At 61.1% G+C, this 22,381-nt stretch carries 24 protein-coding genes and 1 other RNA gene; 11 read left to right on the top strand and 14 right to left on the bottom strand.

The window, feature by feature from the left end:
* Positions 1-2: 2 nt before the first annotated feature.
* Entirely contained in the window at positions 3-1,928 is a 1,926-nt protein-coding gene (locus tag HJ536_RS14350; RefSeq protein ID WP_228028730.1) for an extracellular solute-binding protein, read from the bottom strand.
* A 169-nt stretch (positions 1,929-2,097) separates the two neighbouring features.
* Positions 2,098-2,613, bottom strand: coding sequence for a c-type cytochrome (locus tag HJ536_RS14345; protein WP_176855461.1), 516 nt, complete (start codon positions 2,611-2,613; stop codon positions 2,098-2,100).
* A 113-nt stretch (positions 2,614-2,726) separates the two neighbouring features.
* On the opposite strand from HJ536_RS14345, the gene HJ536_RS14340 reads away from it, so the two are divergent.
* On the top strand, positions 2,727-3,563 hold the full coding sequence (locus HJ536_RS14340; protein ID WP_176855460.1) for a prephenate dehydratase: 837 nt from the start codon (positions 2,727-2,729) through the stop codon (positions 3,561-3,563).
* 15 nt (positions 3,564-3,578) lie between these two features.
* Here the strand turns inward: HJ536_RS14340 and HJ536_RS14335 are convergent, their stop codons facing one another.
* Together HJ536_RS14335 and nudC are read right to left on the bottom strand one after the other, a co-directional pair.
* Positions 3,579-4,040, bottom strand: coding sequence for an SRPBCC family protein (locus HJ536_RS14335; RefSeq protein WP_176855459.1), 462 nt, complete (start codon positions 4,038-4,040; stop codon positions 3,579-3,581).
* Between the two features lie 43 nt (positions 4,041-4,083).
* Complete coding sequence (gene nudC / locus HJ536_RS14330) at positions 4,084-5,052, bottom strand: NAD(+) diphosphatase (protein ID WP_176855458.1); 969 nt, start codon at positions 5,050-5,052, stop codon at positions 4,084-4,086.
* 139 nt (positions 5,053-5,191) lie between these two features.
* Here nudC and HJ536_RS14325 point away from each other — a divergent pair, with 139 nt between their 5' ends.
* The 7 genes from HJ536_RS14325 to HJ536_RS14295 all read left to right on the top strand — a co-directional run bounded on the left by HJ536_RS14325 (position 5,192) and on the right by HJ536_RS14295 (position 11,320).
* The gene (locus HJ536_RS14325) at positions 5,192-7,168 is read left to right on the top strand and encodes a bifunctional 2',3'-cyclic-nucleotide 2'-phosphodiesterase/3'-nucleotidase (RefSeq protein ID WP_177158237.1); all 1,977 of its coding nucleotides are present in this window, start codon (positions 5,192-5,194) and stop codon (positions 7,166-7,168) included.
* 65 nt (positions 7,169-7,233) lie between these two features.
* The gene (locus HJ536_RS14320; protein WP_177158236.1) at positions 7,234-7,875 is read left to right on the top strand and encodes an HAD family hydrolase; all 642 of its coding nucleotides are present in this window, start codon (positions 7,234-7,236) and stop codon (positions 7,873-7,875) included.
* Positions 7,876-7,921: 46 nt separating this feature from the next.
* An RNA gene (gene ffs, locus HJ536_RS14315) (signal recognition particle sRNA small type) lies at positions 7,922-8,020 on the top strand.
* 165 nt (positions 8,021-8,185) lie between these two features.
* Positions 8,186-9,940, top strand: coding sequence for a DNA polymerase III subunit gamma/tau (locus HJ536_RS14310; protein WP_177158235.1), 1,755 nt, complete (start codon positions 8,186-8,188; stop codon positions 9,938-9,940).
* Between the two features lie 25 nt (positions 9,941-9,965).
* Entirely contained in the window at positions 9,966-10,310 is a 345-nt protein-coding gene (locus tag HJ536_RS14305) for a YbaB/EbfC family nucleoid-associated protein (protein WP_177158234.1), read from the top strand.
* Positions 10,311-10,314: 4 nt separating this feature from the next.
* Positions 10,315-10,908, top strand: a complete 594-nt coding sequence (recR, locus tag HJ536_RS14300) for a recombination mediator RecR (protein ID WP_177158233.1) — start codon at positions 10,315-10,317, stop codon at positions 10,906-10,908.
* A 67-nt stretch (positions 10,909-10,975) separates the two neighbouring features.
* Positions 10,976-11,320 carry a DUF4440 domain-containing protein gene (locus HJ536_RS14295; protein WP_177158232.1) on the top strand — a complete coding sequence of 115 codons (345 nt, stop codon included), beginning with the start codon at positions 10,976-10,978 and terminating at the stop codon, positions 11,318-11,320.
* Positions 11,321-11,390: 70 nt separating this feature from the next.
* Here HJ536_RS14295 and HJ536_RS14290 read toward each other — a convergent pair whose 3' ends face one another.
* Positions 11,391-12,146 carry a DUF1013 domain-containing protein gene (locus HJ536_RS14290; protein ID WP_176855451.1) on the bottom strand — a complete coding sequence of 252 codons (756 nt, stop codon included), beginning with the start codon at positions 12,144-12,146 and terminating at the stop codon, positions 11,391-11,393.
* A gap of 129 nt (positions 12,147-12,275) precedes the next feature.
* On the opposite strand from HJ536_RS14290, the gene HJ536_RS14285 reads away from it, so the two are divergent.
* Positions 12,276-12,899: a ribonuclease T2 family protein gene (locus HJ536_RS14285; RefSeq protein ID WP_177158231.1), complete on the top strand. Its 624-nt coding sequence runs from the start codon at positions 12,276-12,278 to the stop codon at positions 12,897-12,899.
* Between the two features lie 15 nt (positions 12,900-12,914).
* On the opposite strand, the gene HJ536_RS14280 is transcribed toward HJ536_RS14285, so the two are convergent.
* A complete protein-coding gene (locus HJ536_RS14280) occupies positions 12,915-13,895 on the bottom strand; it encodes an NAD(P)H-quinone oxidoreductase (RefSeq protein ID WP_177158230.1) in 981 nt (326 codons plus the stop codon).
* Between the two features lie 12 nt (positions 13,896-13,907).
* Positions 13,908-14,600 (bottom strand): COQ9 family protein, encoded by a 693-nt coding sequence (locus HJ536_RS14275; protein ID WP_177158229.1) that lies wholly within the window; start codon positions 14,598-14,600, stop codon positions 13,908-13,910.
* A 111-nt stretch (positions 14,601-14,711) separates the two neighbouring features.
* Between HJ536_RS14275 and rpsU the strand changes: the two genes are divergently transcribed.
* Positions 14,712-14,915 carry a 30S ribosomal protein S21 gene (gene rpsU / locus HJ536_RS14270; protein ID WP_072709771.1) on the top strand — a complete coding sequence of 68 codons (204 nt, stop codon included), beginning with the start codon at positions 14,712-14,714 and terminating at the stop codon, positions 14,913-14,915.
* A 118-nt stretch (positions 14,916-15,033) separates the two neighbouring features.
* On the opposite strand, the gene HJ536_RS14265 is transcribed toward rpsU, so the two are convergent.
* The 7 genes from HJ536_RS14265 to HJ536_RS14235 all read right to left on the bottom strand — a co-directional run bounded on the left by HJ536_RS14265 (position 15,034) and on the right by HJ536_RS14235 (position 20,432).
* Entirely contained in the window at positions 15,034-15,894 is an 861-nt protein-coding gene (locus tag HJ536_RS14265) for a lysophospholipid acyltransferase family protein (protein ID WP_228028506.1), read from the bottom strand.
* Between the two features lie 69 nt (positions 15,895-15,963).
* On the bottom strand, positions 15,964-16,242 hold the full coding sequence (locus HJ536_RS14260; protein ID WP_176855447.1) for an HPr family phosphocarrier protein: 279 nt from the start codon (positions 16,240-16,242) through the stop codon (positions 15,964-15,966).
* 8 nt (positions 16,243-16,250) lie between these two features.
* Positions 16,251-16,643, bottom strand: coding sequence for a PTS sugar transporter subunit IIA (locus tag HJ536_RS14255; RefSeq protein ID WP_176855446.1), 393 nt, complete (start codon positions 16,641-16,643; stop codon positions 16,251-16,253).
* Positions 16,640-17,542, bottom strand: coding sequence for an RNase adapter RapZ (gene rapZ / locus HJ536_RS14250; RefSeq protein WP_177158228.1), 903 nt, complete (start codon positions 17,540-17,542; stop codon positions 16,640-16,642). Before rapZ ends, HJ536_RS14255 begins: the two co-directional genes overlap by 4 nt.
* A 7-nt stretch (positions 17,543-17,549) precedes the next feature.
* Positions 17,550-18,008 (bottom strand): HPr kinase/phosphorylase, encoded by a 459-nt coding sequence (locus HJ536_RS14245; RefSeq protein WP_228028729.1) that lies wholly within the window; start codon positions 18,006-18,008, stop codon positions 17,550-17,552.
* Positions 18,009-18,012: 4 nt separating this feature from the next.
* Positions 18,013-19,731: a sensor histidine kinase gene (locus HJ536_RS14240; RefSeq protein ID WP_177158227.1), complete on the bottom strand. Its 1,719-nt coding sequence runs from the start codon at positions 19,729-19,731 to the stop codon at positions 18,013-18,015.
* Positions 19,731-20,432 carry a response regulator transcription factor gene (locus HJ536_RS14235; RefSeq protein ID WP_177158226.1) on the bottom strand — a complete coding sequence of 234 codons (702 nt, stop codon included), beginning with the start codon at positions 20,430-20,432 and terminating at the stop codon, positions 19,731-19,733. Before HJ536_RS14235 ends, HJ536_RS14240 begins: the two co-directional genes overlap by 1 nt.
* A 334-nt stretch (positions 20,433-20,766) precedes the next feature.
* Between HJ536_RS14235 and HJ536_RS14230 the strand changes: the two genes are divergently transcribed.
* On the top strand, positions 20,767-22,365 hold the full coding sequence (locus tag HJ536_RS14230; RefSeq protein ID WP_176855442.1) for a phosphoenolpyruvate carboxykinase: 1,599 nt from the start codon (positions 20,767-20,769) through the stop codon (positions 22,363-22,365).
* Positions 22,366-22,381: the final 16 nt, after the last annotated feature.

Here is a 22,381-nt window from a genome sequence, read left to right as displayed (position 1 = left end):
TCTTAGCGCAGCACGCCTGCGGATTTGAGTTTTTCCGCCTTTTCAGCGTCGTACCACCAGAAGTCCATATACCCCAGATCAAAGCGCGGCAGCGTCTCGGGGTGACCGTACATGTCGTAATAGGCAACCCAGTACACGTCGTTGAACCAGGTGGGGATCAGGAACTGCTTGGCGCGGAACACACGGTCCAAGGCGCGGGTCGCAGGTTCGATTTCCTCTAGCGTCTTGGCGGCGACGATTTCGTCGATCAGCGCATCGACGCCCTTGTCGGCCAGACCGGCGGGGTTGAACAGGCTATAGGCCGCATCCTCGGACCCGAATTGCTGTGACAGGCCAGTCGAGGGGTGCTCGTACATCGGGTAGGCCGCGTAGATCATGTCATAGTCGCGGTCACGGCGGCGGTTGGTGTACTGCGCGGGGTCGATCCGGTTGTACACGGCATCCACACCCAGCGCCTTCAGGTTCTCGATAAAGGGCAGAATGATGCGGTCAAAGGTCGGGCTGTCCTCGATGATCTCGAGGCTCAGGGTCTGGCCATCCTTGCGGCGGATACCATCATCGCCTGCGATCCAGCCCGCCTCTTCGAGCAGCTTCGACGCTTTGCGCAGGTTCTTGCGGTCCAGCTGGCTGTCGCCAGAGGTGTGGGGCATCACGGGTTCGGCGGTCTGGATACCCTCGGGCAGCAGATCCTTGTATTTCTCTAGCAACTCCAGTTCGTGGCCCTCGGGGCTACCCTTGGCCGCGACGGGGCTGTTCTCCCAGAAGGAGGAGCGCTGTGCGAACAGGCCGAACTGCACCTGCTTGTTGGTCCATTCAAAGTTATAGGCCAGTCCAATTGCCTCGCGCACGCGGATGTCCTGGAACTTTTCCTTGCCCAGATTGAACACGAAACCGGCCGCTGCGGGAATGTTGCCATTGGGCAGCTCCGCCTTGACGACATAGCCGTCCTTTAGGTTCGGGAAGTCATAGGCCGTGGCCCAAGAGCGCGAGCTGTTCTCCGCGCGGAAGGTATAGGCGCCGGCCTTGAACCCCTCCATCGCGGCGTTGGCGTCGGCGAAATACTCGACCCGGATGGTGCCAAAGTTGTTGCGCCCCTTGTTGATCGGCAGATGGTCACCCCAGTAATCGTCGCGGCGCTTGTAGACCACGCGGCGGTTGATGTCGTAGCTGTCGAGGATATAGGGCCCGGAGCCGATGCCCGGCTCCATGCGGCTTTCGTCCAGACGGGCGCCGGTTTCCTCGTACCATTTCTTCGAGAACACGGGCTCGCCGCCGACCTGATCGATCAGCGCGCGGCGCGGGATGTCGGGGGCAAAGGTGTACTTGACGGTGTAGTCATCCAAGGCCTCAACCCCCAGCACGCGCTTGCCCACGGCCTCGCGGTAGCTTTGCAGGGACTGCTCCATCATCAGGTTGTGGCTGAACACCACGTCATGGGCGGTCATGGGTGTGCCGTCGGAAAACTTGGCCTCGGGGCGCATGTGGAAGATGACCCACGACATGTCCTCGGGGTACTCGAGGCTCTCTGCCAGAAGGCCGTAATACACCTCTTCGGCGTCGGACACGCCGACCAGCAGCGATTCAAACGGGATCGAGGCCAGCGACGCCGCCTGCCCCTTGCGGGAATAGGGGTTCATGCTGTCGAAGGTGCCATCTGCAGAGATCGCAATCTCGCCGCCGCGGGGGGCGTCGGGGTTCACGTAATCCAGATGATCGAAATTCTCGGGGTAGTTCAGCGCACCAAAGAACGAATAACCGTAGGTCTTGATGATCTTGGGCTCTGCGTCCTGCGCCCGCGTCATGCTGGCTGCCGCCAGAACTGCCAGACCGACCAGACCGCCCCACAACATCTGCCGCAACTGCGGACGGGGATCAGGGCGCGCCACACTGCGGACTGCGGCCTGACGGGAGCGATTGGGATGGTGCATGAAAACCTCCTGATTTGTCGCGTACACGAACGGCTTGTTCGCAACGCTAAAGCGGGAAGCAACCAAGGTGCAAGTCGAGGATGCGTGAGCATTCGTGAACATTGGTTTAAAAACGAAAAAGGCCACCCCGAAGGATGGCCAAATTCTGGTCCTGATGCCTTTGGCGCGATTAGCTGCCCAGGCTCTGGAGGTATGCGATCACGTTTGCGCGGTCTTCGGGGCTCTTCAGACCGGCAAAGCCCATTGCGGTGCCGGGTGCGGCAGCTTTGGGGTTCTCGATGAAGTGGTTCAGGTTTTCAGGGGTCCAGACGTCGCCGACCTGCAGCAGAGCGCCCGAGTAGCTGAAGCCTTCGGCCGAGTCGATTGCGCGGTTTACAACGCCGTCCAGGTGCGGACCGGTTGCGTTCGAACCGTCAACCTTGTGGCAAGCGGCGCACTTCTTGAACACCTTCTCGCCTTTGCCGGCATCTGCGCTGGCAAGCAGGGTTGCAAAGTCAGGGCCCTCTTCGGCCTCTGCCGCGCCACCTGCATCCGCAACTTCGATGACATAGCCCTGCGCGTGCTCGTCACCGTGGCCTCCGCCCATTGCGTACACCTCTTCAGCAACCCACTTGCCGAGAAGGAAAATCAGAAAGGCGCCGCAAAATCCGCCCAGAACCTTGGTGAAGGTCATAGTATCAAGCATGGCTCGCGTCTCACTTCGTTAGCTGTTGCGGCTTCTTATGCGCTTCCCCCCAATGGACGCAAGGTGTAGTTACCGCGACCAAACGCCCGATTTGGCAGAAATGGACGAAATTCATGACAAAACGCATCGCTTTCCAGGGTGAACTTGGCGCTTATTCCCATCAGGCATGCCGTGAAGCGCGCCCAAATGATGAAGTAATGCCCTGTGCAACCTTTGAAGACGCGATTGCTGCTGTAAAATCGGGCGAAGCGGACCTTGCCATGCTGCCGGTCGAGAATTCGACCTATGGCCGAGTCGCCGATATCCACTATCTGCTGCCGGAATCCGGTCTTCACATCGTCGACGAAGCGTTCGTGCGTGTCCGAATCACTCTGTTGGGAATCAAGGGCACCCAGCTGTCGCAGGTGAAATCCGCGATGTCCCACTCGATGCTGCTGGGCCAGTGCCGTTCGTTCCTGGCCGAGCATGGCATCCAGCGCGTCACCGGCGCGGACACCGCAGGCTCTGCCCGCGAGATTGCCGAGCGTAATGACCCCGAGCAGGCCGCGCTGGCCAGCGAACTGGCAGGCGAGATTTACGGGCTGGACGTTCTGGCCAAGGACATCGAGGACGAGGGCACCAACACCACCCGCTTCCTGCTGATGCGTCCGGCGATCGACCTGACCCGCCGCGGAACTGGCAAGATGATGACAACCTTTGTCTTCCGCGTCCGCAACATCCCCGCCGCGCTGTACAAAGCGATGGGCGGCTTCGCGACCAACGGCGTCAACATGACCAAGCTGGAAAGCTACATGGTCGGCGGGCACTTCACCGCGACCCAGTTTTATGCGGACATCGAAGGCCATCCCGAGGACGACAACGTGCGCCTCGCGCTCGAAGAGCTGAGCTACTTCACCGATCACCTGAAAATTCTGGGTGTCTACCCCGCCTCGCCCCGCCGCGAGGGCTAAGCCAAAGGGCCGCGTTTACCGCGCGGCCGCCTTTTCAACGTCGCGGGCAAAGCTAGCGATGCGCTGCTTGAACTTCTTGTTAAGGCTTTGTTTTGCCAGCTTGAACGACTGGATCAGCAGGCGCGCGGGCAGCGTGCGGGGCTTCAGATCCAGTTCGATTTGCAGGCGGGTGCGCTTCTTGGACAGGGGCGTCAGATCCACCATCAGGTGATGGGTCATCCCGCCCGATTTCCCCTCGAAGGTCATGCCGTTGGGCGCGTCAAATCCGGTCAATTGAGCATCCAGATGGCGTTCCTTGCCGCGCATCACGAAGTCCATCTCCCATGCCATGCCGACCTTGGGTTGCGTGCTGTCGTCCAGACGACGGATTTTCACGCCACGACGCAGGGCTGCGCGCTCGAACTGGTCGAGGTCGCTGACCTGTGCGAACACCTGGTCAATCGGTAGGTCGATATCTTCTCGGGTGCTGAACTTCATGCTGCCACTAATTCCGTAATTTCCGAAAAACTCAAACTATCTTTCAATCTAACCGGTCTTCGAGCCACTTCTGCAACAGGAACTGTGCGATGGCGCCCTTGCGAGCCGGTTTCAATGTCGGGTGCTGCCCCAGAAAGGCCTGAGCGATCTCTTCTCGTGTGAACCAGACGGCGTCTTCTAGTTCGGCGGGGTCGATGTTGATGGTCTTGGTTAGCGCATCGCCGCGAAAGCCCATCATCAGGCTGGCCGGAAAAGCCCAAGGCTGGCTGGCCAGATACTCGACGCGGCCCACTTTGATGCCAGCTTCCTCGAATACCTCGCGGCGCACGGCGGCCTCTAGGGTTTCACCGGGCTCAACAAAACCGGCCAACAGCGAATACATCTGGTCGGGCCAACCGGGCGACCGGCCCAGCAGAACCGAATTGCCGTGAGTGATCAACATGATGACCACCGGATCGGTGCGCGGAAAATGCTGCGCCTTGCACGATTCGCAGCCACGCTGCCAACCGGCCTGCCCCATGTCGGTCTTTTCACCGCAGTTGGCGCAGAACCCGTGGCGGCGGTGCCATTCGATCATCGCCCGCAAGGTCGCGGCAAGTTCCGCATCGCGGACGGTCAGACGGGTCATGATGGCGCGCAGTTCGGCGAACACCTGATCCTTGGCCAAGGTCGGATGGGACTGCGCCGTGGTGTCAACAAACCCGCCCAGTTCCGAAGCATCGAGCCCCTCGGGCCACCAATCCTTGAGCCAGTGGCCGAACACAGGGCGGTCAGCCTCTAGGCCCAGAAACAGGGCATCGGGTTCGCATTCGTCCAACAGGGGATGATCGTGGGGCAAACGGACCAGAGTGTCCTGATCCTCGCCCTCTACCAACGGCTTGCCCTGCCACAGAACGATGTGAGTACCCTTTGGGTCCGCGCGCAATTCTTCCAGCCGCTCGGGTTTGCCGCGCAAATAGGCGGCGCGGTCCAAATCGGAACCGCCAAAGGTTACTGTCTCTGCGTCACGCATGGCCGACCCCACTGGTTTGGTGGCTTCATGCCACGCAGTTGCACGCGCAGCAACGCCTTGTCTGACAATTCCTTACCGTCATTCACGCGTCATAGTTGCGCTTTACGCAGAAAACGGAAATTTTAGGGAGTATGTTCGGATGTCAGTTATTAAACCAACACTTACGCGACGCAGCTTTCTGGCCGCAACCGCCGCAGGCAGCGCTATGATCGTTCTGCACCCGTTTTCCGCCCGTGCTGCGGCCAATCAGGCCCATTTGCGCATCATGGAAACGACGGACCTGCATGTCCACGTATTCCCTTACGATTATTACACTGACAAACCGGTCGATACCGTAGGTCTGGCCCGCACCGCATCTTACATTCGCGAAGTCCGCTCCGAGGCGACGAACAGCATTCTTGTCGACAACGGTGATTTTTTGCAAGGCAACCCCATGGGCGACTACATTGCCTATGAGCGGGGCATGAAGGACGGGGATATGCACCCCGTCATCACCGCGATGAATACGCTGGGATTCGACGCAGCCACTTTGGGCAATCACGAGTTCAATTATGGGTTGAGCTTTCTGTTGAAAACTTTGGCAGGGGCGGCCTTCCCTGTCGTGTCGGCGAACATCGCGACCAAGGCGGGCGCGACCCCGACTCAGGACCAGACGCTGGTGAAGCCCTATGTGATTCTGGACCGCACCGTGACCGATGGCGCAGGCCAGTCGCATCCGATCCGCATTGGCCTGATCGGCTTTGTCCCGCCGCAGATCATGAACTGGGATTCCAAGCATCTGGTCGGCAACGTGGAAACCCGCGACATCGTCATGACCGCCGAAGCCTACGTCCCCGAGATGAAAGAGGCCGGTGCAGATGTGATCATCGCCCTGTCCCACTCGGGTATCGGATCGGCCCAGCGCACCGACGGGATGGAGAACGCCTCGGTCCCGCTGGCCGAGGTGAACGGCATCGACGCCCTGATGACCGGCCACAGCCACATGGTTTTCCCCGGCCCGACCTTTACCGCGACCGACGTGATCGACCCCGAGGCCGGCACCATCCACGGCAAACCCGCCGTCATGGGCGGGTTCTGGGGCAGCCACATGGGCCTGATCGACCTGATGCTGGAACGCGAGGGCGGCACATGGCGCGTGGTCAGCCACTCTGCCACCGTGCGCCCGATCTACGAGCGCGGCGAAGATCGCAGCATCACCCCGCTGGTCGAAAGCGACGCCGAGGTTCTGGCCTCGGTCCGCAAGGAACATGACGAGACGCTGGAATATGTGCGCCGCGCCGTGGGTAAAACCAGCGCGCCGCTCTACAGCTATTTCGCTTTGGTGGCGGATGATCCGTCGGTCCAGATCGTGTCGAACGCGCAGATGTGGTACATCAAGCAGATGCTCGAGGGCACGGAATACGCCGCCCTGCCCCTGCTGTCCGCCGCCGCGCCGTTCAAGGCCGGTGGTCGTGGCGGTCCCGACTATTACACCGACGTCCCCGTGGGCGATGTCGCGATCAAGAACGTGGCCGACCTGTACCTCTATCCCAACACGATTCGCGCGGTGAAGGTCACGGGCGCACAGTTGAAGGACTGGCTGGAACGCTCGGCCGGTCTGTTCAACCAGATCAAAGCAGGCGAGCAGGACCAACCCCTGCTGAACCCCGACTTCCCCAGCTACAACTTCGATGTGATCGACGGGGTGACTTATCAGATCGACCTGTCGCAGCCCTCGAAATTCGGGCCCAAGGGTGAACTGCTGGTGCCCGAGGCGAACCGCATCGTGAACCTGTCCTATGAGGGGGCGCCTGTTCAGCCCGATCAGGAATTCATCATTGCCACCAACAACTACCGCGCCAGCGGCGGCGGCGAGTTCCCCGGTGCGATGGGCGACACCATCGTCTTCGAAGGGCCGGATACCAACCGCGATATTCTGGTCCGCTACATCGTCGAGGCTGGCACCATCAATCCGACCGCCGACGACAACTGGTCCTTTGCCCCGATGGAGGGCACCAGCGTTGTCTTTGAAAGCGGCCCCAAGGCCCGCGCCCACATGGCCGACATCAAGACCGTGCAGATCACCGACGCAGGCGACGGAGCGGAGGGTTTCGCACTCTTCCGCATCACGCTCTAAGCTGATAGCGGTAACTTCGATCGAGGGGCGCCCTGCGGCGCCCTTCTTGCTGTCAGGAGAGCGTAATGAAGTTTGACGCGGTTATTTTTGATCTCGACGGGACGCTGATCGACACCGAGGCACTGGGGTGGCAGGCGGGACGCATCGCCTTTGCCGAGCAGGGCATCGTACTGGAAGAGGACCTGTTCCACCAGCTGGTCGGCAAGGACAAAGCCTCTGGCGGCAAGATCATCCGCGCCCATTATGCGGACGTGGACATGGATGCGATCAACCGCCGCTGGGAAGAGGTCGTTGGCGATCTGTATTCGGACGGCATTCCCCACAAGCCAGGCCTGCTGGATGCGCTGGCCGCGGTGGACGCGGCTGGTCTGCCCAAGGCGATCTGCACCTCATCCCAGCAGGGCGAGGCAGAGCTGAAGATGTCGGTGACGGGGCTGGACGCCTATTTCGACGTGGTGGTGACCGTCGCCCATGTGGAGCGCGCCAAGCCCGCGCCGGAGCCCTATTTGCTGGCCGCGCAAAAGCTGGGGGTCACCCCGGGCCGTGCGCTGGCGTTCGAGGATTCGGAAACCGGCGCGCAGGCGGCTTTTGCGGCTGGCCTGACCGTGATTCAGGTGCCTGACGTGATCCCCTCGTCCCGCCGGTTTGCGCATTTTGTGGCCGATGACCTGCTGTCGGGGCTGAAATGGGCGGGTATCGGGGCCTGATCCCTGCCCTCTTGCAATCTGCGGACAGAGGCACTAAGTGAGGTCTTGAGAGGTTGGCGCGGGCGAGCGCCTCGCCAACCCGGTCAGGTCCGGAAGGAAGCAGCCGCAACGAGCCCCGCTTGGGTCGATGTTCAACCTCTCACCTTATTCCCCGACATTCTGATTTCGTGGAACCCGCGTCAGTGGGGGCTTTGCCCCCGTCGCGCTGGCGCGCGCCTCCCCCAGAGTATTTTTACGAAGAAGAAAGCAGGGGCGCTGGACCTTTGACAGGGTGAGCCTTAGGTTTGCCACGGAAGAATTGAGAGGCCCCATGAGCGAGACCGGACAGACTGCCTATCAGGTGCTGGCGCGGAAATACCGCCCCGAAACCTTTGCCGATCTGGTCGGTCAGGACGCGATGGTGCGCACGCTGAAGAACGCCTTTGCGGCGGACCGGATTGCGCAGGCGTTCATCATGACCGGTATTCGCGGGACCGGGAAGACGACCACCGCGCGGATCATTGCCAAGGGCATGAACTGCATCGGGCCGGACGGGAATGGCGGGCCGACGACCGAGCCTTGTGGTCAGTGCGAGCATTGCACCGCGATTATGGAAGGGCGTCACGTCGACGTCATGGAGATGGACGCGGCCTCGCGCACCGGTGTGGGCGATATCCGCGAGATCATCGATTCTGTGCATTATCGGGCGGCCTCGGCTCGATACAAAATCTATATCATCGACGAAGTTCACATGCTGTCGAACAGTGCGTTCAATGCGCTGCTGAAGACGCTGGAGGAGCCTCCGGCCCATGTGAAGTTCATCTTTGCGACGACCGAGATCCGCAAGGTGCCTGTGACGGTTCTGTCCCGCTGTCAGCGGTTCGACCTGCGCCGGATCGAGCCAGAGGTGATGATTGCACTGCTGCGCAAGATCGCCACGGCTGAAAGCGCCGAGATTTCTGATGATGCTTTGGCGCTGATCACGCGGGCGGCCGAAGGGTCTGCGCGGGATGCGACCTCGCTCTTGGATCAGGCGATCAGCCATGGGGCTGGTGAGACAACGGCGGATCAGGTGCGCGCGATGCTGGGTCTGGCGGACCGCAGCCGCGTGATGGACCTGTTCGAGATGGTCATGGGCGGGGACGCCGCCGGGGCGCTGACCGAACTGGGGGCGCAGTATGCGGATGGGGCCGATCCCTTGGCCGTGCTGCGCGATATGGCCGAGATCACCCATTGGATCAGCGTGGTGAAGATCACACCTGATGCCGCCGAGGACCCGACCATCAGCCCCGACGAGCGTCGCCGCGGTGTTGATCTGGCGAACCGTTTGCCAATCCGCTCGATGACGCGGATGTGGCAGATGCTGCTCAAGGCGCTGGAGGAAGTCAGCGCCGCGCCCAACGCTATGATGGCGGCCGAGATGGCGATCATTCGGCTGACCCACGTGGCCGAGCTGCCCAGCCCCGAAGAACTGGTGCGCAAGCTGCAACAGGACCCGCCGCGTGGCCCCGCGCCGACTGGTGGCCCCGCTGGTGGCGGCGGTGGCACGGTGACCGCCCGCAGCCAGATGCCCGCACCGACCCATTCCGCGCCCACCGGCCCCGTGGCCCGTGGTGGCGCGCAACCCGCTGTGGTGCAGGCCAGCCCGCTGGCGGCCTATGCCACCTTTGAAAACGTGCTGGAGTTGATCCGCACCCACCGCGACGTGAAGCTGCTGATCGAGGTCGAGAATTACTTCCGCCTCGCAAAATACAGCCCTGGCCGGATCGAATGCGAGATGACCGATCAGGCGCCCCGCGATCTGGCGCAGCGCCTTGGGGCGCGGTTGCAGAACTGGACGGGTGCCCGTTGGGCCGTGATCGTGGTAAACTCTGGCGGTGGCGAGACCATTGCCGAGGTGCGCGATGCTGCCGCCCTTGCCCTGCGCAAAGAGGCAGAGGCCCATCCCATGTTCAAGGCCGTGCTGGCCCTGTTCCCGAAGGCGCAGATCACCGAAATCCGCAGTCAGGCGGACCAACAGGCAGAGGCCATGTCAGAAGCCCTGCCCGAAGTCGAAGACGAATGGGATCCTTTCGAGGATCAGTAATCCCCCGAAAACAGGAGATGACCAAATGTTCAAAGGTTTGGGCGGTCTAGGCGACATGACCAAAATGCTGAGCGCGGCCAAGGAAATGCAATCCAAAATGGCCCAGCTTCAGGAAGAAATGGACAACATGACTGTCACCGGCGAGGCTGGCGCGGGCATGGTCAAGGCCACGGCGAACGCCAAAGGCAAGGTCAAAGCACTGGACATCGACCCCTCGATTTTCAGCGCCGAAGACAAAGAAGTGGTCGAGGATCTGATCCTTGCCGCGATCTCGAACGCGCAGGACAAGGCGCAAGCCAAAGCCGCCGAAGAGATGCAGAAGATGGCCGCAGAAATGGGCCTGCCTGCGGACATGAAGCTGCCGTTCTGATCCCATGAGCAGCACCCGCGACATCGACAAATTGATCGAGATGATGGCCCGCCTGCCGGGTCTGGGGCCGCGTTCGGCCCGTCGTGCGGTGCTGCAAATGATCCGCAAGCGGGGGCAGCTGTTGGCCCCTCTTGCCGACCAGATGGCCAAGGTTGCCGCCTCTGCCCGCGAATGTCTGAACTGCGGGAATATCGGGACCGAGGACGTCTGCGATATCTGCCGCTCGGAAAAGCGCGCGACTGGCGAGATTTGCGTTGTGCAGGACGTCAGCGATCTGTGGGCGATGGAGCGGGGCGGCGCGTTCAGTGGCCGCTATCACGTGCTTGGCGGGACGCTCTCGGCGCTGGATGATATCGGGCCCGAGGATATCCGCATCCCCCAATTGGTTGCCCGAATCAACAATGAGGGGGTGACCGAAATCATCCTTGCATTGAACGCCACAGTGGACGGCCAGACAACCGCGCATTACATCGCCGACCAATTAGAGGGCCGCGTGCGCATAACTTCGCTGGCGCAGGGCGTGCCGATCGGCGGAGAATTGGACTATTTGGACGACGGCACCATTTCAGCCGCGCTAAAAGCACGCAGATCAATTTAATTTTAATAAAATGGAACTAATCTTGCTTCACCGGGTTCTCTAACCGGAAATTTATTGAGGCATTACAATGACCGTAGAACGTGATCGCTGGCAGGACGAAGAACGCTTCTGGCTCGATGGTCCGGCATTCTATCGTGACACTATGGCGGATGATGCAGTGATGGTGCTGCCCAAACCCGCTGGCATCCTGAACCGGCCCGACATTCTGGAAATCATCCAGAACGCGCCCCGTTGGGATTCCGTTTCCTTTGAAGACGAGATCGCTATGAAGCATGGCTCGGCGTTTGTGCTGGCCTACGAGGCCGTCGCCCAGCGCGGCGACGACACCTATCGCGCGCTGTGCAGCTCGACCTACTGCGAGGCCGACGCGGGTTGGCAACTGATCGCCCACAATCAGGTGCCGGTCTACTGATCCGCCCCAAATCGCAGACAACAAAAAACCCGGCGCAAGGCCGGGTTTTTCGTGTGTTCTGATTGGCGACTTATTCGTCGTCGTCCTCGTCGTCGCTCGACGCGGGCAGGTTAAAGAAGCTGTCCGCGCTGCGGCTGTCGTCGAAGCGGGTCTCTTCTTCTTCGTCCTGCGAGCTGCCGAAGCTGAAGGTTTCCAGACCTTCGATCGCGGTGGGCAGACGGGGCTCGGACGAGTCCATCGCGAGGCTCGCCTCGGTGCTGACCAGTGCGCGACGCTCGTCGTCGGTCATCACGCCTTCGGCACGGCGCTTCTCGGCGGCTTTCTGAACGGCGAGGTCCAATTCCGACTGCTTACACAGGCCCAGAGCGACGGGGTCGATCGGGTTGATGTTGGCGATGTTCCAGTGGGTCCGCTCGCGGATCGCAGCGATGGTCGGTTTGGTGGTACCAACCAGCTTGGCGATCTGTGCGTCTGCCAGCTCGGGGTGGAACTTGACCAGCCACAGGATCGACGCGGGACGGTCCTGACGCTTGGACAGCGGGGTGTAGCGGGGGCCACGACGCTTTTCTTCGCCCTGGGCCGCTTTGTTGAACTTCAGCTTCAGCTTCTGCAGGGGGTTCGCCTCTGCGCGCTTGATCTCGTCGGCGTCCAGCTGGTTGTTCGCGATCGGGTCGAAACCACGCACCGAACCGGCCACATCGCCGTCCGCAATGCCCTGAATCTCGAGCTCGTGCATGCCGACGAAATCTGCGATCTGCTTGAACGACAGAGTGGTGTTGTCAACGAGCCATACAGCCGTTGCCTTCGCCATGATCGGTTTGCCCATGTGGTCACTCCTTGAATAGACTTCCCCCGTCGCCCGCCTTCGGGGCTGTCCCGCCGCGGCGGAACTGTTCACATTTTACGGGGAACTAGAGGGCGATATAGCGTGAAACGGCCAAAAGGAAAAGGGCAAATGCGTTGGGTATGGGTACTGCTACTATCGGCCGTGATGGCTCAGGCCGAGGGTGAAAAGGCAGGCGAGTTCGATTACTACGTCATGTCCCTGAGTTGGTCGCCCTCGTGGTGCGCCATCGAAGGGGACGCCCGCGATGCGGAACAGTGCGACACCGATCTAGGGTGGAGCCTGCATGGCCTTTGGCCGCAATTTCACCGCGGATATCCCAGTTATTGCAATACGCTAGAGCGCGCCCCGTCGCGCCGTGAAACCGATGCGATGGCGGACATCATGGGCTCTGGCGGGCTCGCTTGGCACCAGTGGAAGAAACACGGCGTCTGCGCCGGACTGAGCTCGACCGCCTATTTCGACCTGTCGCGCCGCGCTTACAATTCGGTGAAGCGCCCCGATGTGTTCCGCAAACTGGACAAAGAGGTCAAACTGCCCGCCACCCTGATCGAGGAAGCCTTCATCAAGGCGAATCCCCAGTTCGAGCCGGACATGTTGACCGTGACCTGCACGGACCGCCGCATTCACGAGGTCCGTGTGTGTCTGTCCAAGGATCTGGAACCCGTCCCCTGTGGCCGCGATGTGGTCAAGGACTGCACGCTGAAGGATGCGCTGTTCGCCCCTATCCGCTAGGGGCGAACGAGTGGGTCAGACCTTCAGGACGATCTTGCCGATATGCCCGCTGCTTTCCATGCGGGCATGGGCATCAGAGGCCTGATCCAGCGCGAATTCGCTATCCATCACGGGCTTGATCTGGCCGGCGCTCAGCAGCGGCCAGACCTTTTCGCGCAGTTCCGCGGCGATGTGCGCCTTGGCCAGATCGCTCTGAGGGCGCAGGGTGCTGCCGGTGATGGTCAGGCGGCGCATCATGACTTGGGCAAAGTTCAGCTCGACCTTCGGCCCTTGAAGGAAGGCGATCTGCACCAGACGCCCGTCATCGGCCAAGGCTTTGACGTTGCGCGGCAGGTAATCGCCCCCAACCATATCGAGGATCAGGTTCGCCCCGCCTTCGGCCCGCAGAACGTCCACGTAATCCTCTTCGCGGTAGTTGATGGCGCGCTCGGCCCCAAGCTCCACGCAGGCGGCGCATTTCTCGGCCGATCCGGCGGTGGCGAAGACGCGGGCACCGAAATGGCGGGCCAGCTGGATCGCCGTCGTACCGATGCCCGACGAGCCGCCGTGGATCAGGAACCGCTCACCGGCCTGCAAGCCGCCGCGCTGGAACACGTTGGACCATACGGTGAAAAACGTCTCGGGCAGACAAGCGGCCTGATCCATGGACATGCCCTCGGGCACTGGCAGGCAGTGGGCCGCAGGGGTCGCCACGTATTCCGCATAGCCACCACCAGGCAGCAGAGCGCAAACCTGATCGCCGACCTTCAGGCCCGACACACCCTCGCCCACTGCGCTAATCTCGCCCGACGCCTCTAGGCCCGGCAGATCGCTGGCACCCGGAGGCGGATTATAGAGCCCCGCACGTTGCAGCGCGTCAGGACGGTTCACACCGGCATAGGCCACGCGGATCACAACCTCGCCTGCCTTGGGCTCGGGAATAGGGCGCCGCGCAGGGGTCAACACTTCGGGACCGCCGGGTTTGGCGATTTCGATCACGCGCATGTCTTGGGTCATCTCGTCCTCGGGTCAGCTCTGGGATTTGGGGGCCATGTGACCTGGCAATCCCTGATCGTTCAAGCGCGAAGGGGCCTTGATGTGCGAAAGTACCGCATTCGGGCCAGCCATCAACTTGGACAGGAAGGGGCTTTTGCGCACCGTGGCTTTCAGCTTTTCTATCTGCATGACGTTCTCGATCCGGCGGTCGAGGAAGGCCCAAGTCGCCTCGTGCCCCTCGCTGTCGTCCCCCAGCCAATAGAGCACGGTCGAGGAATAGACCCCCGCCAGGGTCGCGCGCTTGGTGTACCAGTTCACATCATCCGAAGTGTCGCCGATGGCATTCCAGATCGCATCACAGGTCTGCCAGACCAATTTCGAGCCATCCGCCGCATTCTGGGGCAGCGAGAACAGGGTCATGCCGCGGCGAACCAACTCCTTGTCCTCGACCAGCTCCAGTCGGGTGCGGACGGCAAAGGTGATCTTTTCGCGGATCTTCATTTCGGCCACATCGGGCTGCGCCATGCGGTCCAGCATCTGCGCGTCGCCGTCCTGATGGAAGGCAATCGCCAGATCGACAGCGCCGCGCGGACAGACCGCGCGGGCCAGAACGGGGTCCATCCCTGTGTCGGACAGGGCAGCCTCGAACGCGGGGCGGGTCCAGCCGTCAAAGGGGACGTGCATCTTGATCGCGTCGAGAAGCTGTGCTTTGGGCGAGTCGGTCATATGTCTGCTCCGTCTGTTTGTGCGGATGCTAGACAAACTAGGGCGCCGATGCTATAGGGCCACTTCCTGCTATTGATTGAAACTCTAGACTAGAAAGGTGGTGACACCGGTATGCAGGTCAGTGTTCGTGACAACAATGTCGATCAGGCGCTCCGCGCCCTGAAGAAAAAGCTTCAACGTGAAGGCGTTTTCCGTGAAATGAAGCTTAAGCAGCACTTCGAGAAGCCCTCTGAAAAGAAGGCACGCGAGAAGGCAGAAGCGATTCGCCGCGCTCGCAAGCTGGCACGTAAAAAGGCCCAGCGCGAAGGTCTCTAATAGACATTTGTCGCACTGAAAAAGAATTGAGACCCCCGAGGCGACGCCGCGGGGGTTTTGCTTTGTGCGCCTTGCGGCGCAGGCCTACGGCCATGGGTATTTTTACCAAGAAAGAGGGTTAGGCAGTGGTGCCTAAAGCGAGTGTTTGCTCGCGCAGCCAGCCCATAAAACCGCGCGGGTTGCTGGACCATTTCGCGATCTCGTCGCGATCAAACACGTTGCCGACCACGGGGGCCTGCGGTTTGTTCAGGGCGTGGACCACTTCGTGCAGCAGCAGGCCTTGGCGCAGGGTGGCCGAGGTGCGGTTGGCCATCTGGTACCAACGCGAGTTCGAACCGGGGAAGAAGATCGGCAGCACGTCCGCTTTGGAGCGCTGGATCATTTTCGCGGTGAAGGGGTTCCATTCACGCTCGATCGCAGGGCCGAACATGGTGTCAGACGAGGCCACGACGCCCGAGGGGAACAGAACGATCGCGCCGCCATCCGAAAGGTGGTCCATCGCGCGTTTGCGCATGATCAGGTTCTGCTGGAGCGCGTCCTCTTCGTGCGCGAACGGCACGGGGATCATGAATTCGTCGATCTCGCCCACGCCAGTCAGCAGCGAGCGGGTCAGGATTTTGTAGTCCGTGCGGCGGCGGCCCATCAGTTCGGCCAGCACCATGCCGTCGACCAACCCATGAGGGTGGTTCGCGACCACGATCAGGGGGCCGGTGGCGGGGATGCGGTCGATCTGTTCCTGCGGGGTTTGCAGGTCGATGCCCATCACCTCGAGCGCCTGTTTCCAGAAGGGCTGGCCAAAGGGCACACCCATCGCCTCGAACCGGCGGATCATGCGCAAAAGGCGCAGCTTGCCGGTCAGGAACTCCATCGTCTGGATGGTGCGGCGCTGGAAGGCGTTATCGAAGGTGGTCGCATAGGACAGGCGGCGCCGGTCATAGGACTGGTCCGAGAGGTTCCCCCCGTCACCCTGACCACGCAGGGGCGCGGGGGCTTCGGATTCGGGATGGGACTCGGGGCTGCCAGTCAATTGCGAGGTCTCCTGCACGGATTACATGTCCTCGCCGAAGCGGTTCGACACCAGCGCGTCCAGCGCGTCGGCCAGCTCTTGGGCCTGGGGACCGGTGGTTTCCACATCGATCGAGGTGCCGACCGATGCCGCCAGCATCAGAAGGCCCATGATGCTGTCGCCAGAGGTGGACATGCCGTTGTGAGTAACCTCGGCGCGGGCGTCAAAGTCTTCGACGACCTCGACAAATTTGGCCGAAGCGCGGGCGTGCAGGCCCTTGACGTTAATGATCTTGAATGTGCGCGAAACTGAATGTGACATGGAAATTCTTAGTCTGCACTGACGTCGCAGCTGTCAATATATTTCCGACCGGCCGTCAGGGCGCACTGGGCCGCCTCGGGGACGTTCAGGTGACGGCTTTTGGCCAGCTTAATCAACATGGGCAGGTTGGCACCATAAAGGATGCGTCGGTTTTTGGGACTGCAGGCCATGAGGCTAAGGTTCGACGGAGATCCCCCGAACATATCGGTCACAACAATAACGCCATCACCGCTGTCTACCGCGTCTGCGGCCGCGATGATTTCCTGCTGTTTTTGCCCACGATCATGATCCGGTTCGATCGAGATAGCGCTGATCCCCTGCTGGGGGCCAACAACATGCTCGACCGCGGCCAGATACTCTTTGGCCAAACCACCATGCGCGACGATTACAATCCCGATCACGCCTTGCCCATCTTACCTTTGGCAGGCCCAGAATAGACCTGTCTTTCCAATTCCCGATGTCTAATTGACACCTGCCATCCGGCAGTTGCAAGGGCTTTGGACAGGTTTTCTGCAAGTGCAACCGAGCGATGCTGTCCCCCGGTGCAACCAAACCCTATCGAAAGATAGGATTTTCCCTCCTGAGCGTATTGCGGCAACAGGAACTCTACCAGCCCGCGGACACGGTCGAAAAACTCGTTATAGCGGGGGTCGGCGGCGATGTAATCAACCACAGCCTGATCCTGACCGTTCATCGCACGAAGCGCGGGCTCCCAATAGGGGTTCCGCAAGAATCGGGCGTCAAAGATCATGTCGATGCCGCGCGGGGTGCCCCGCTTGAAGGAAAACGACTGGACCGACACGGCCAGCTTGCCCCCCTCACCCACGGCGAACTGACGCTCGATCTCGGCTTTCAGCTCGTGCGGGGTCAGCTCCGAGGTGTCCAGCAGGATGTCGGCGCGGGCACGGATGGGGGCCAGCAGGTCAAGCTCTCGCTCGATGCCAACCTCGGCGCTTTCGGCGGGGGACAGGGGATGGCGACGACGGGTTTCGCTGTAGCGGCGTTGCAGAACGTCGGCGCGGGCGTCCAGATACAGCAGTTGCACACCGCTGTCGGGGTTGCGGGCCAGATCCTCGAGCGCGTCGAGCATCGCGTTCATGCTGAAATCACGGTTCCGCACGTCCAGACCCAGCGCGAGCAGGTCACCGGCGGCGGCGTCCTTCATCACCGAGGGCAAGAGGCGCAGGGGGAGGTTGTCGATGACCTCGTACCCCAGATCCTCGAGCGCGTTGATCGCGGTCTTACGTCCTGCTCCCGAAGGGCCGGTTACCCATAGTACGCGCGGCGATTGCTCTGACATAACCCCGTCATTCCTCATCTAAACCCTTGCTTAGATATTGCATAAGAGCGGCTGCGAAATAACCCCTCTCTACCTTTTGAAGCAGGGGGATGTGCAGGCCGAACACAGTCACGACACGGCGCGGAGGCAGGCGATCAACCTCGGGGGTTTGCATATCAACGAACAGGGTGACGGGGGCACTGCCAACGGGATCGGCGCGCAGGATGCCAACGCCCCGCGCCTCGATCCGGCCGCGGATGGTGTCGGGGCATGTGGCGATCAGGCGATCCCCGTCTCGGGTCAGGATCGTGCGGTCATCGGCCACCAGCCTTGCCCCCAGCGCCATCATCTCTAGCGCCAAGCCGGACTTCCCCGCGCCCGATGGGCCGAACAGAACCACCGCAGACCCATGGGCCATAACAGTAGAGGCATGGACCATCGCTGGCCCATGCCCCTGCTGGATATCGGTAATCGGAACGGTCCGCATCAGATTACAGCGGCAGACCCACCACGAAACGGGCCCCCAGCGGATCGGTGCTGGGGTCGGCGTGGGTGGCGCGGATGTTCTCGGCCCAGATGACGCCGCCGTGCGCCTCGACGATCTGTTTCGAAATCGCAAGACCAAGGCCAGAGTTATTCCCGAACTGCCCCTCGGGGCGGTGCGAGTAGAAGCGCTTGAAGATCTTGGTCAGGGACTGCTCGGGGATGCCGGGGCCGGTATCCTCGACCACGACCAGCACGCGGTTATCGCGCTGACGGGCCCAGACGCGGATCGCATCGCCCTCTTCGCAGAAGGAAATCGCGTTGGTGATCAGGTTCACAAAGACCTGCGCCAAGCGCGCCTCTAGGCCTGTGATCTCGATCGGCTCTTCGGGCAGGTCAGAGATAAAGTCGATGCCCTTCATGCGGGCGTCTTCGCCCAAGTACTGGATCAGGTTCCCCAGCATCACGAGCAGATTGAACGCCTCTTCCTCTTCGCGAACCAGTTCGCTGTCCAGACGCGAGGCGTTGGAGATGTCGCTGACCAAGCGGTCCAGACGGCGGACGTCATGCTCGATGACTTCCAGCAGCTTTTCCTGCTGCTCTTGCCGTTTGGCAAACCGGAGCGTCCCCACCGCCGAGCGCAAGGACGCCAGCGGGTTCTTGATCTCGTGGGCGACGTCGGCGGCGAACTGTTCGTTGCTGTCGATCCGCTCGTAGAGCGCGCTGACCATACCGCGCAAGGCCTCGGACAGGCGGCCGATTTCGTCGGGGCGGGCCGACAGATCGGGGATGCGGACGCGGCCGGGGCTGTAACGGGTGCGGTTGCGATCGCGGCCAATCTCGGCGGCGGCGGCCAGATCGGACAGCGGGTTCGCGATGGTCGAAGCCAGCAACAGGCTCAGGCCCACGGACACGAACAGCGCGACGATGAACATGCGCAGCACGCGCTCCCGTTCCACGCTGACCAGTCGGTCGATCTCGGTCGTGGAGCTGGCCATCGCGATGGCCCCCACGGGCAGGTCGCCAACCATGATCGGGGTCGCGACGGTGAACACGGTGTCACCATAGGCCCCCACGCCGGTAGCCATGCGGGTTTCGTTGATACGGGCGCCGCCGATCATGTCGCGAACGATTTCCTCGTTCTGGACACCGGCGGGCAGCGAATCAGTCGGAGCAAAGAATCGCACCATCCACTGCCAGACAGCCTCGAGGGCATCGGTAATGTAGGTGTCGTTTTCACCGACATTGGCCAGCTCGGCACGGCTTCGGCTGCCCTCGGCGACGGTCAGAAGGTTACCGTTGCCGTCGAAAACATAGACCTCAGTACCGCGGTACAAGGACATGCCGCGCAGGGTATCCTCGGCCCCGATTCCGGTGATGTTTTCCACCCCGGATTCGGCCTGAGTCATCAGGCGCGCCTCGAACACATCGGCGACCAGCTCGGCCTCGGCAGCCAGCGAGGTTGCCCGCTGCAAGGCCAGCGATTCCCGCGAGGGGTTCAGGTACAAAATACCCGCCAGCAGCACGATCAGGCCCAGCAGGTTAAAGGTGATAATCTTGCGCGCCAGAGGCGAGGTGTTCAACGTCAGAACACCGCGCTTGGCAGCCGTTTCACGCTCTACGGTGTCGTGCAGCGCTTCCGGAGAAACGTAATCGTCGCCAAGCACAATATCAGCGGACCGCACGGCCCGCTTACGCGCTGCTGAGCTGTCCCCGACCTCGACCATCACTCTTCGTTGTACCGGTAGCCAACGCCATACAGCGTTTCAATGGCGGAAAAGTCGGAATCAACCATACGCATCTTTTTGCGCAAGCGTTTGATATGGCTGTCAATTGTACGGTCATCGACATAGACCTGATCGTCATAGGCCACGTCCATCAGCTGGTCGCGGCTTTTGACGAATCCGGGTCGTTGGGCCAGCGCCTGCAGTAGCAGGAATTCTGTAACCGTCAGTGACACATCCAAACCCTTCCACGTCACCGCGTGGCGCAGGGGGTCCATGGTCAGCTGGCCACGGGCCATGACTTTGCTCTCTTCGACTTCGCCTTCGGAGTCGCCATTCAGGGCTTCCTGACGGCGCAGCAGGGCGCGGATACGCTCGACCAGCAGACGCTGGGAGAAGGGCTTTTTGACGTAGTCGTCAGCACCCATGCGCAGGCCCAGAACCTCGTCGATCTCGTCGTCTTTGGAGGTCAGGAAAATAACGGGCATGGTGGTTTTCTTGCGCAGACGCTGCAGCAAATCCATGCCGTCCATGCGGGGCATTTTAATGTCCAGCACAGCCATGTCGGGCAGCTTCTTTTCGAAGGCCTCGAGCGCGGCCTGGCCGTCATTATATGTTTCTACTTCGAACCCTTCTGCCTCAAGGGTCATGGCAACCGATGTCAGGATGTTGCGATCATCATCCACCAGAGCAATTCTGGACATAACTCATTCCTTGTACTGCACGACTATTTTTTCTTACAGTTATGCAAGTTTTCAGGGCCCCTTCGCAATCCTTTTTGCGATTCGAGGATTCGGAGCTATATTACCCGCAGAAAGATGTTAGCGGACCAATTCTGACAGAGTGTCGCAGACCAAAGTCCAACTTCGTGAACATGTTTGCGATAAACTGAATTTGGTTGCGCTAACAGCAGCTTAGCATCCTATTCAATTCTCTTTTTCTCGTGCTATGGACCCCTCTACCGACCTGTCGTGTAATTGTTACGACATCGGGGCCCTATCAAGTTTATGACCGCTGGCGCGGACAGGAGTGAAGAAAATGGCATTTGGACGGGTAAACCCGCAGCATCGGCTTGAAGATCAAGGGATCAATGAGCTGGGTAATGTCTATTACAACCTCATGGAACCCGCGCTCGTCGAAGCAGCGGTGAAAAACAACGAAGGTCGCCTCGGTCGTGGCGGTGCTTTCCTGGTGACCACCGGCAAGCACACCGGCCGTTCGCCCAAAGACAAATTTGTCGTCCGTACCCCCAGCGTTGAAGACACCATCTGGTGGGAAAACAACGCTCCGATGGAGCCCGCAAAGTTCGACGTCCTGTACGAAGACATGCTGGCCCACATGAAGGGCAAGGACTACTACGTTCAGGACCTTTTCGGCGGTGCAGATCCGGCGAACCGTCTGGACGTGCGCGTAGTGACCGAGCTGGCATGGCATGGCCTGTTCATCCGTCACCTGCTGCGTCGCCCCGACCGCGAAGAGCTGGACGAGTTCGTTCCCGAATTCACCATCATCAACTGCCCGACCTTCAAAGCGGACGCCGAGAAGCACGGCTGCCGCAGCGAAACCGTGATCGCGCTGAACTTCGACAAGAAGCTCATCCTGATCGGCGGCACCGAGTACGCAGGCGAGAACAAGAAGTCGGTATTCACCCTGCTGAACTACCTGCTGCCCGCCAAAGGCATCATGCCGATGCACTGCTCGGCCAACCACGCCACCGGCAACCCCGTTGACGCGGCTGTCTTCTTTGGCCTGTCGGGCACCGGCAAAACCACCCTGTCGGCAGACCCCTCGCGCACCCTGATCGGTGACGACGAGCACGGCTGGTCGGACAAGGGCACCTTCAACTTCGAAGGTGGCTGCTATGCCAAGACCATCAACCTCAACGCCGAAGCCGAGCCCGAGATCTACGCGACCACCACCAAGTTCGCGACCGTGATCGAGAACATGGTTTACGACGAAGAGACCCTAGAGCTGGATTTCGACGATGACAGCCTGACCGCCAACATGCGTTGCGCGTACCCGCTGCACTACATCTCGAACGCGTCCTACTCGGCTCAGGGCGGCCACCCCAAGAACGTCATCATGCTGACCTGTGATGCGTTCGGTGTTCTGCCTCCGATCGCGCGTCTGACCCCCGCGCAGGCGATGTACCACTTCCTGTCGGGCTTCACCTCGAAGGTTGCAGGGACCGAGCGCGGCGTGACCGAGCCCGAGCCCACCTTCTCGACCTGCTTCGGTGCGCCCTTCATGCCCCGTCGCCCCGAGGTGTACGGCAACCTGCTGCGTGACAAGATCGCCAAGCACGGTGCAACCTGCTGGCTGGTGAACACCGGCTGGACCGGCGGCGCCTACGGCACCGGCAAGCGTATGCCCATCAAGGCAACCCGCGCCCTGCTGACCGCCGCTCTGGACGGCAGCCTGAGCACCGTCGAGTTCCGCAAGGACCCGAACTTTGGCTTCGACGTGCCCGTGGACGTTCCCGGTGTGCCCGAAGTGCTGCTGGATCCCCGCCGTACCTGGGGTGACACCGCAGCCTACGACGCGCAGGCAGAGAAACTGGTCAAGATGTTCTCGGACAACTTCGAGCAGTACCTGCCCTACATCGACAAAGACGTTAAGGCCGCTGCAATCGGTTGATTGGAGTGAGGGGGCG

The organism is Donghicola mangrovi, assembly GCF_013377535.1.
GTDB lineage: Bacteria > Pseudomonadota > Alphaproteobacteria > Rhodobacterales > Rhodobacteraceae > Donghicola > Donghicola mangrovi.
This window is presented reverse-complemented; position numbering and strand designations above follow the sequence as displayed.

Bases quoted from the DNA above. Each gene is read 5' to 3' on its own strand.
- HJ536_RS14280 (WP_177158230.1), bottom strand. From the start codon at position 13,895: ATGACCCAAGACATGCGCGTGATCGAAATCGCCAAACCCGGCGGTCCC.
- HJ536_RS14245 (WP_228028729.1), bottom strand. From the start codon at position 18,008: ATGCGGACCGTTCCGATTACCGATATCCAGCAGGGGCATGGGCCAGCG.
- HJ536_RS14275 (WP_177158229.1), bottom strand. From the start codon at position 14,600: ATGACCGACTCGCCCAAAGCACAGCTTCTCGACGCGATCAAGATGCAC.
- HJ536_RS14305 (WP_177158234.1), top strand. From the start codon at position 9,966: ATGTTCAAAGGTTTGGGCGGTCTAGGCGACATGACCAAAATGCTGAGC.
- HJ536_RS14260 (WP_176855447.1), bottom strand. From the start codon at position 16,242: ATGTCACATTCAGTTTCGCGCACATTCAAGATCATTAACGTCAAGGGC.
- HJ536_RS14230 (WP_176855442.1), top strand. From the start codon at position 20,767: ATGGCATTTGGACGGGTAAACCCGCAGCATCGGCTTGAAGATCAAGGG.
- HJ536_RS14310 (WP_177158235.1), top strand. From the start codon at position 8,186: ATGAGCGAGACCGGACAGACTGCCTATCAGGTGCTGGCGCGGAAATAC.
- HJ536_RS14340 (WP_176855460.1), top strand. From the start codon at position 2,727: ATGACAAAACGCATCGCTTTCCAGGGTGAACTTGGCGCTTATTCCCAT.
- HJ536_RS14320 (WP_177158236.1), top strand. From the start codon at position 7,234: ATGAAGTTTGACGCGGTTATTTTTGATCTCGACGGGACGCTGATCGAC.
- HJ536_RS14235 (WP_177158226.1), bottom strand. From the start codon at position 20,432: ATGTCCAGAATTGCTCTGGTGGATGATGATCGCAACATCCTGACATCG.
- HJ536_RS14295 (WP_177158232.1), top strand. From the start codon at position 10,976: ATGACCGTAGAACGTGATCGCTGGCAGGACGAAGAACGCTTCTGGCTC.
- HJ536_RS14240 (WP_177158227.1), bottom strand. From the start codon at position 19,731: ATGGTCGAGGTCGGGGACAGCTCAGCAGCGCGTAAGCGGGCCGTGCGG.
- recR (WP_177158233.1), top strand. From the start codon at position 10,315: ATGAGCAGCACCCGCGACATCGACAAATTGATCGAGATGATGGCCCGC.
- HJ536_RS14345 (WP_176855461.1), bottom strand. From the start codon at position 2,613: ATGCTTGATACTATGACCTTCACCAAGGTTCTGGGCGGATTTTGCGGC.
- nudC (WP_176855458.1), bottom strand. From the start codon at position 5,052: ATGCGTGACGCAGAGACAGTAACCTTTGGCGGTTCCGATTTGGACCGC.
- HJ536_RS14325 (WP_177158237.1), top strand. From the start codon at position 5,192: ATGTCAGTTATTAAACCAACACTTACGCGACGCAGCTTTCTGGCCGCA.
- HJ536_RS14285 (WP_177158231.1), top strand. From the start codon at position 12,276: ATGCGTTGGGTATGGGTACTGCTACTATCGGCCGTGATGGCTCAGGCC.
- HJ536_RS14290 (WP_176855451.1), bottom strand. From the start codon at position 12,146: ATGGGCAAACCGATCATGGCGAAGGCAACGGCTGTATGGCTCGTTGAC.
- rpsU (WP_072709771.1), top strand. From the start codon at position 14,712: ATGCAGGTCAGTGTTCGTGACAACAATGTCGATCAGGCGCTCCGCGCC.
- HJ536_RS14350 (WP_228028730.1), bottom strand. From the start codon at position 1,928: ATGCACCATCCCAATCGCTCCCGTCAGGCCGCAGTCCGCAGTGTGGCG.
- rapZ (WP_177158228.1), bottom strand. From the start codon at position 17,542: ATGTCAGAGCAATCGCCGCGCGTACTATGGGTAACCGGCCCTTCGGGA.
- HJ536_RS14335 (WP_176855459.1), bottom strand. From the start codon at position 4,040: ATGAAGTTCAGCACCCGAGAAGATATCGACCTACCGATTGACCAGGTG.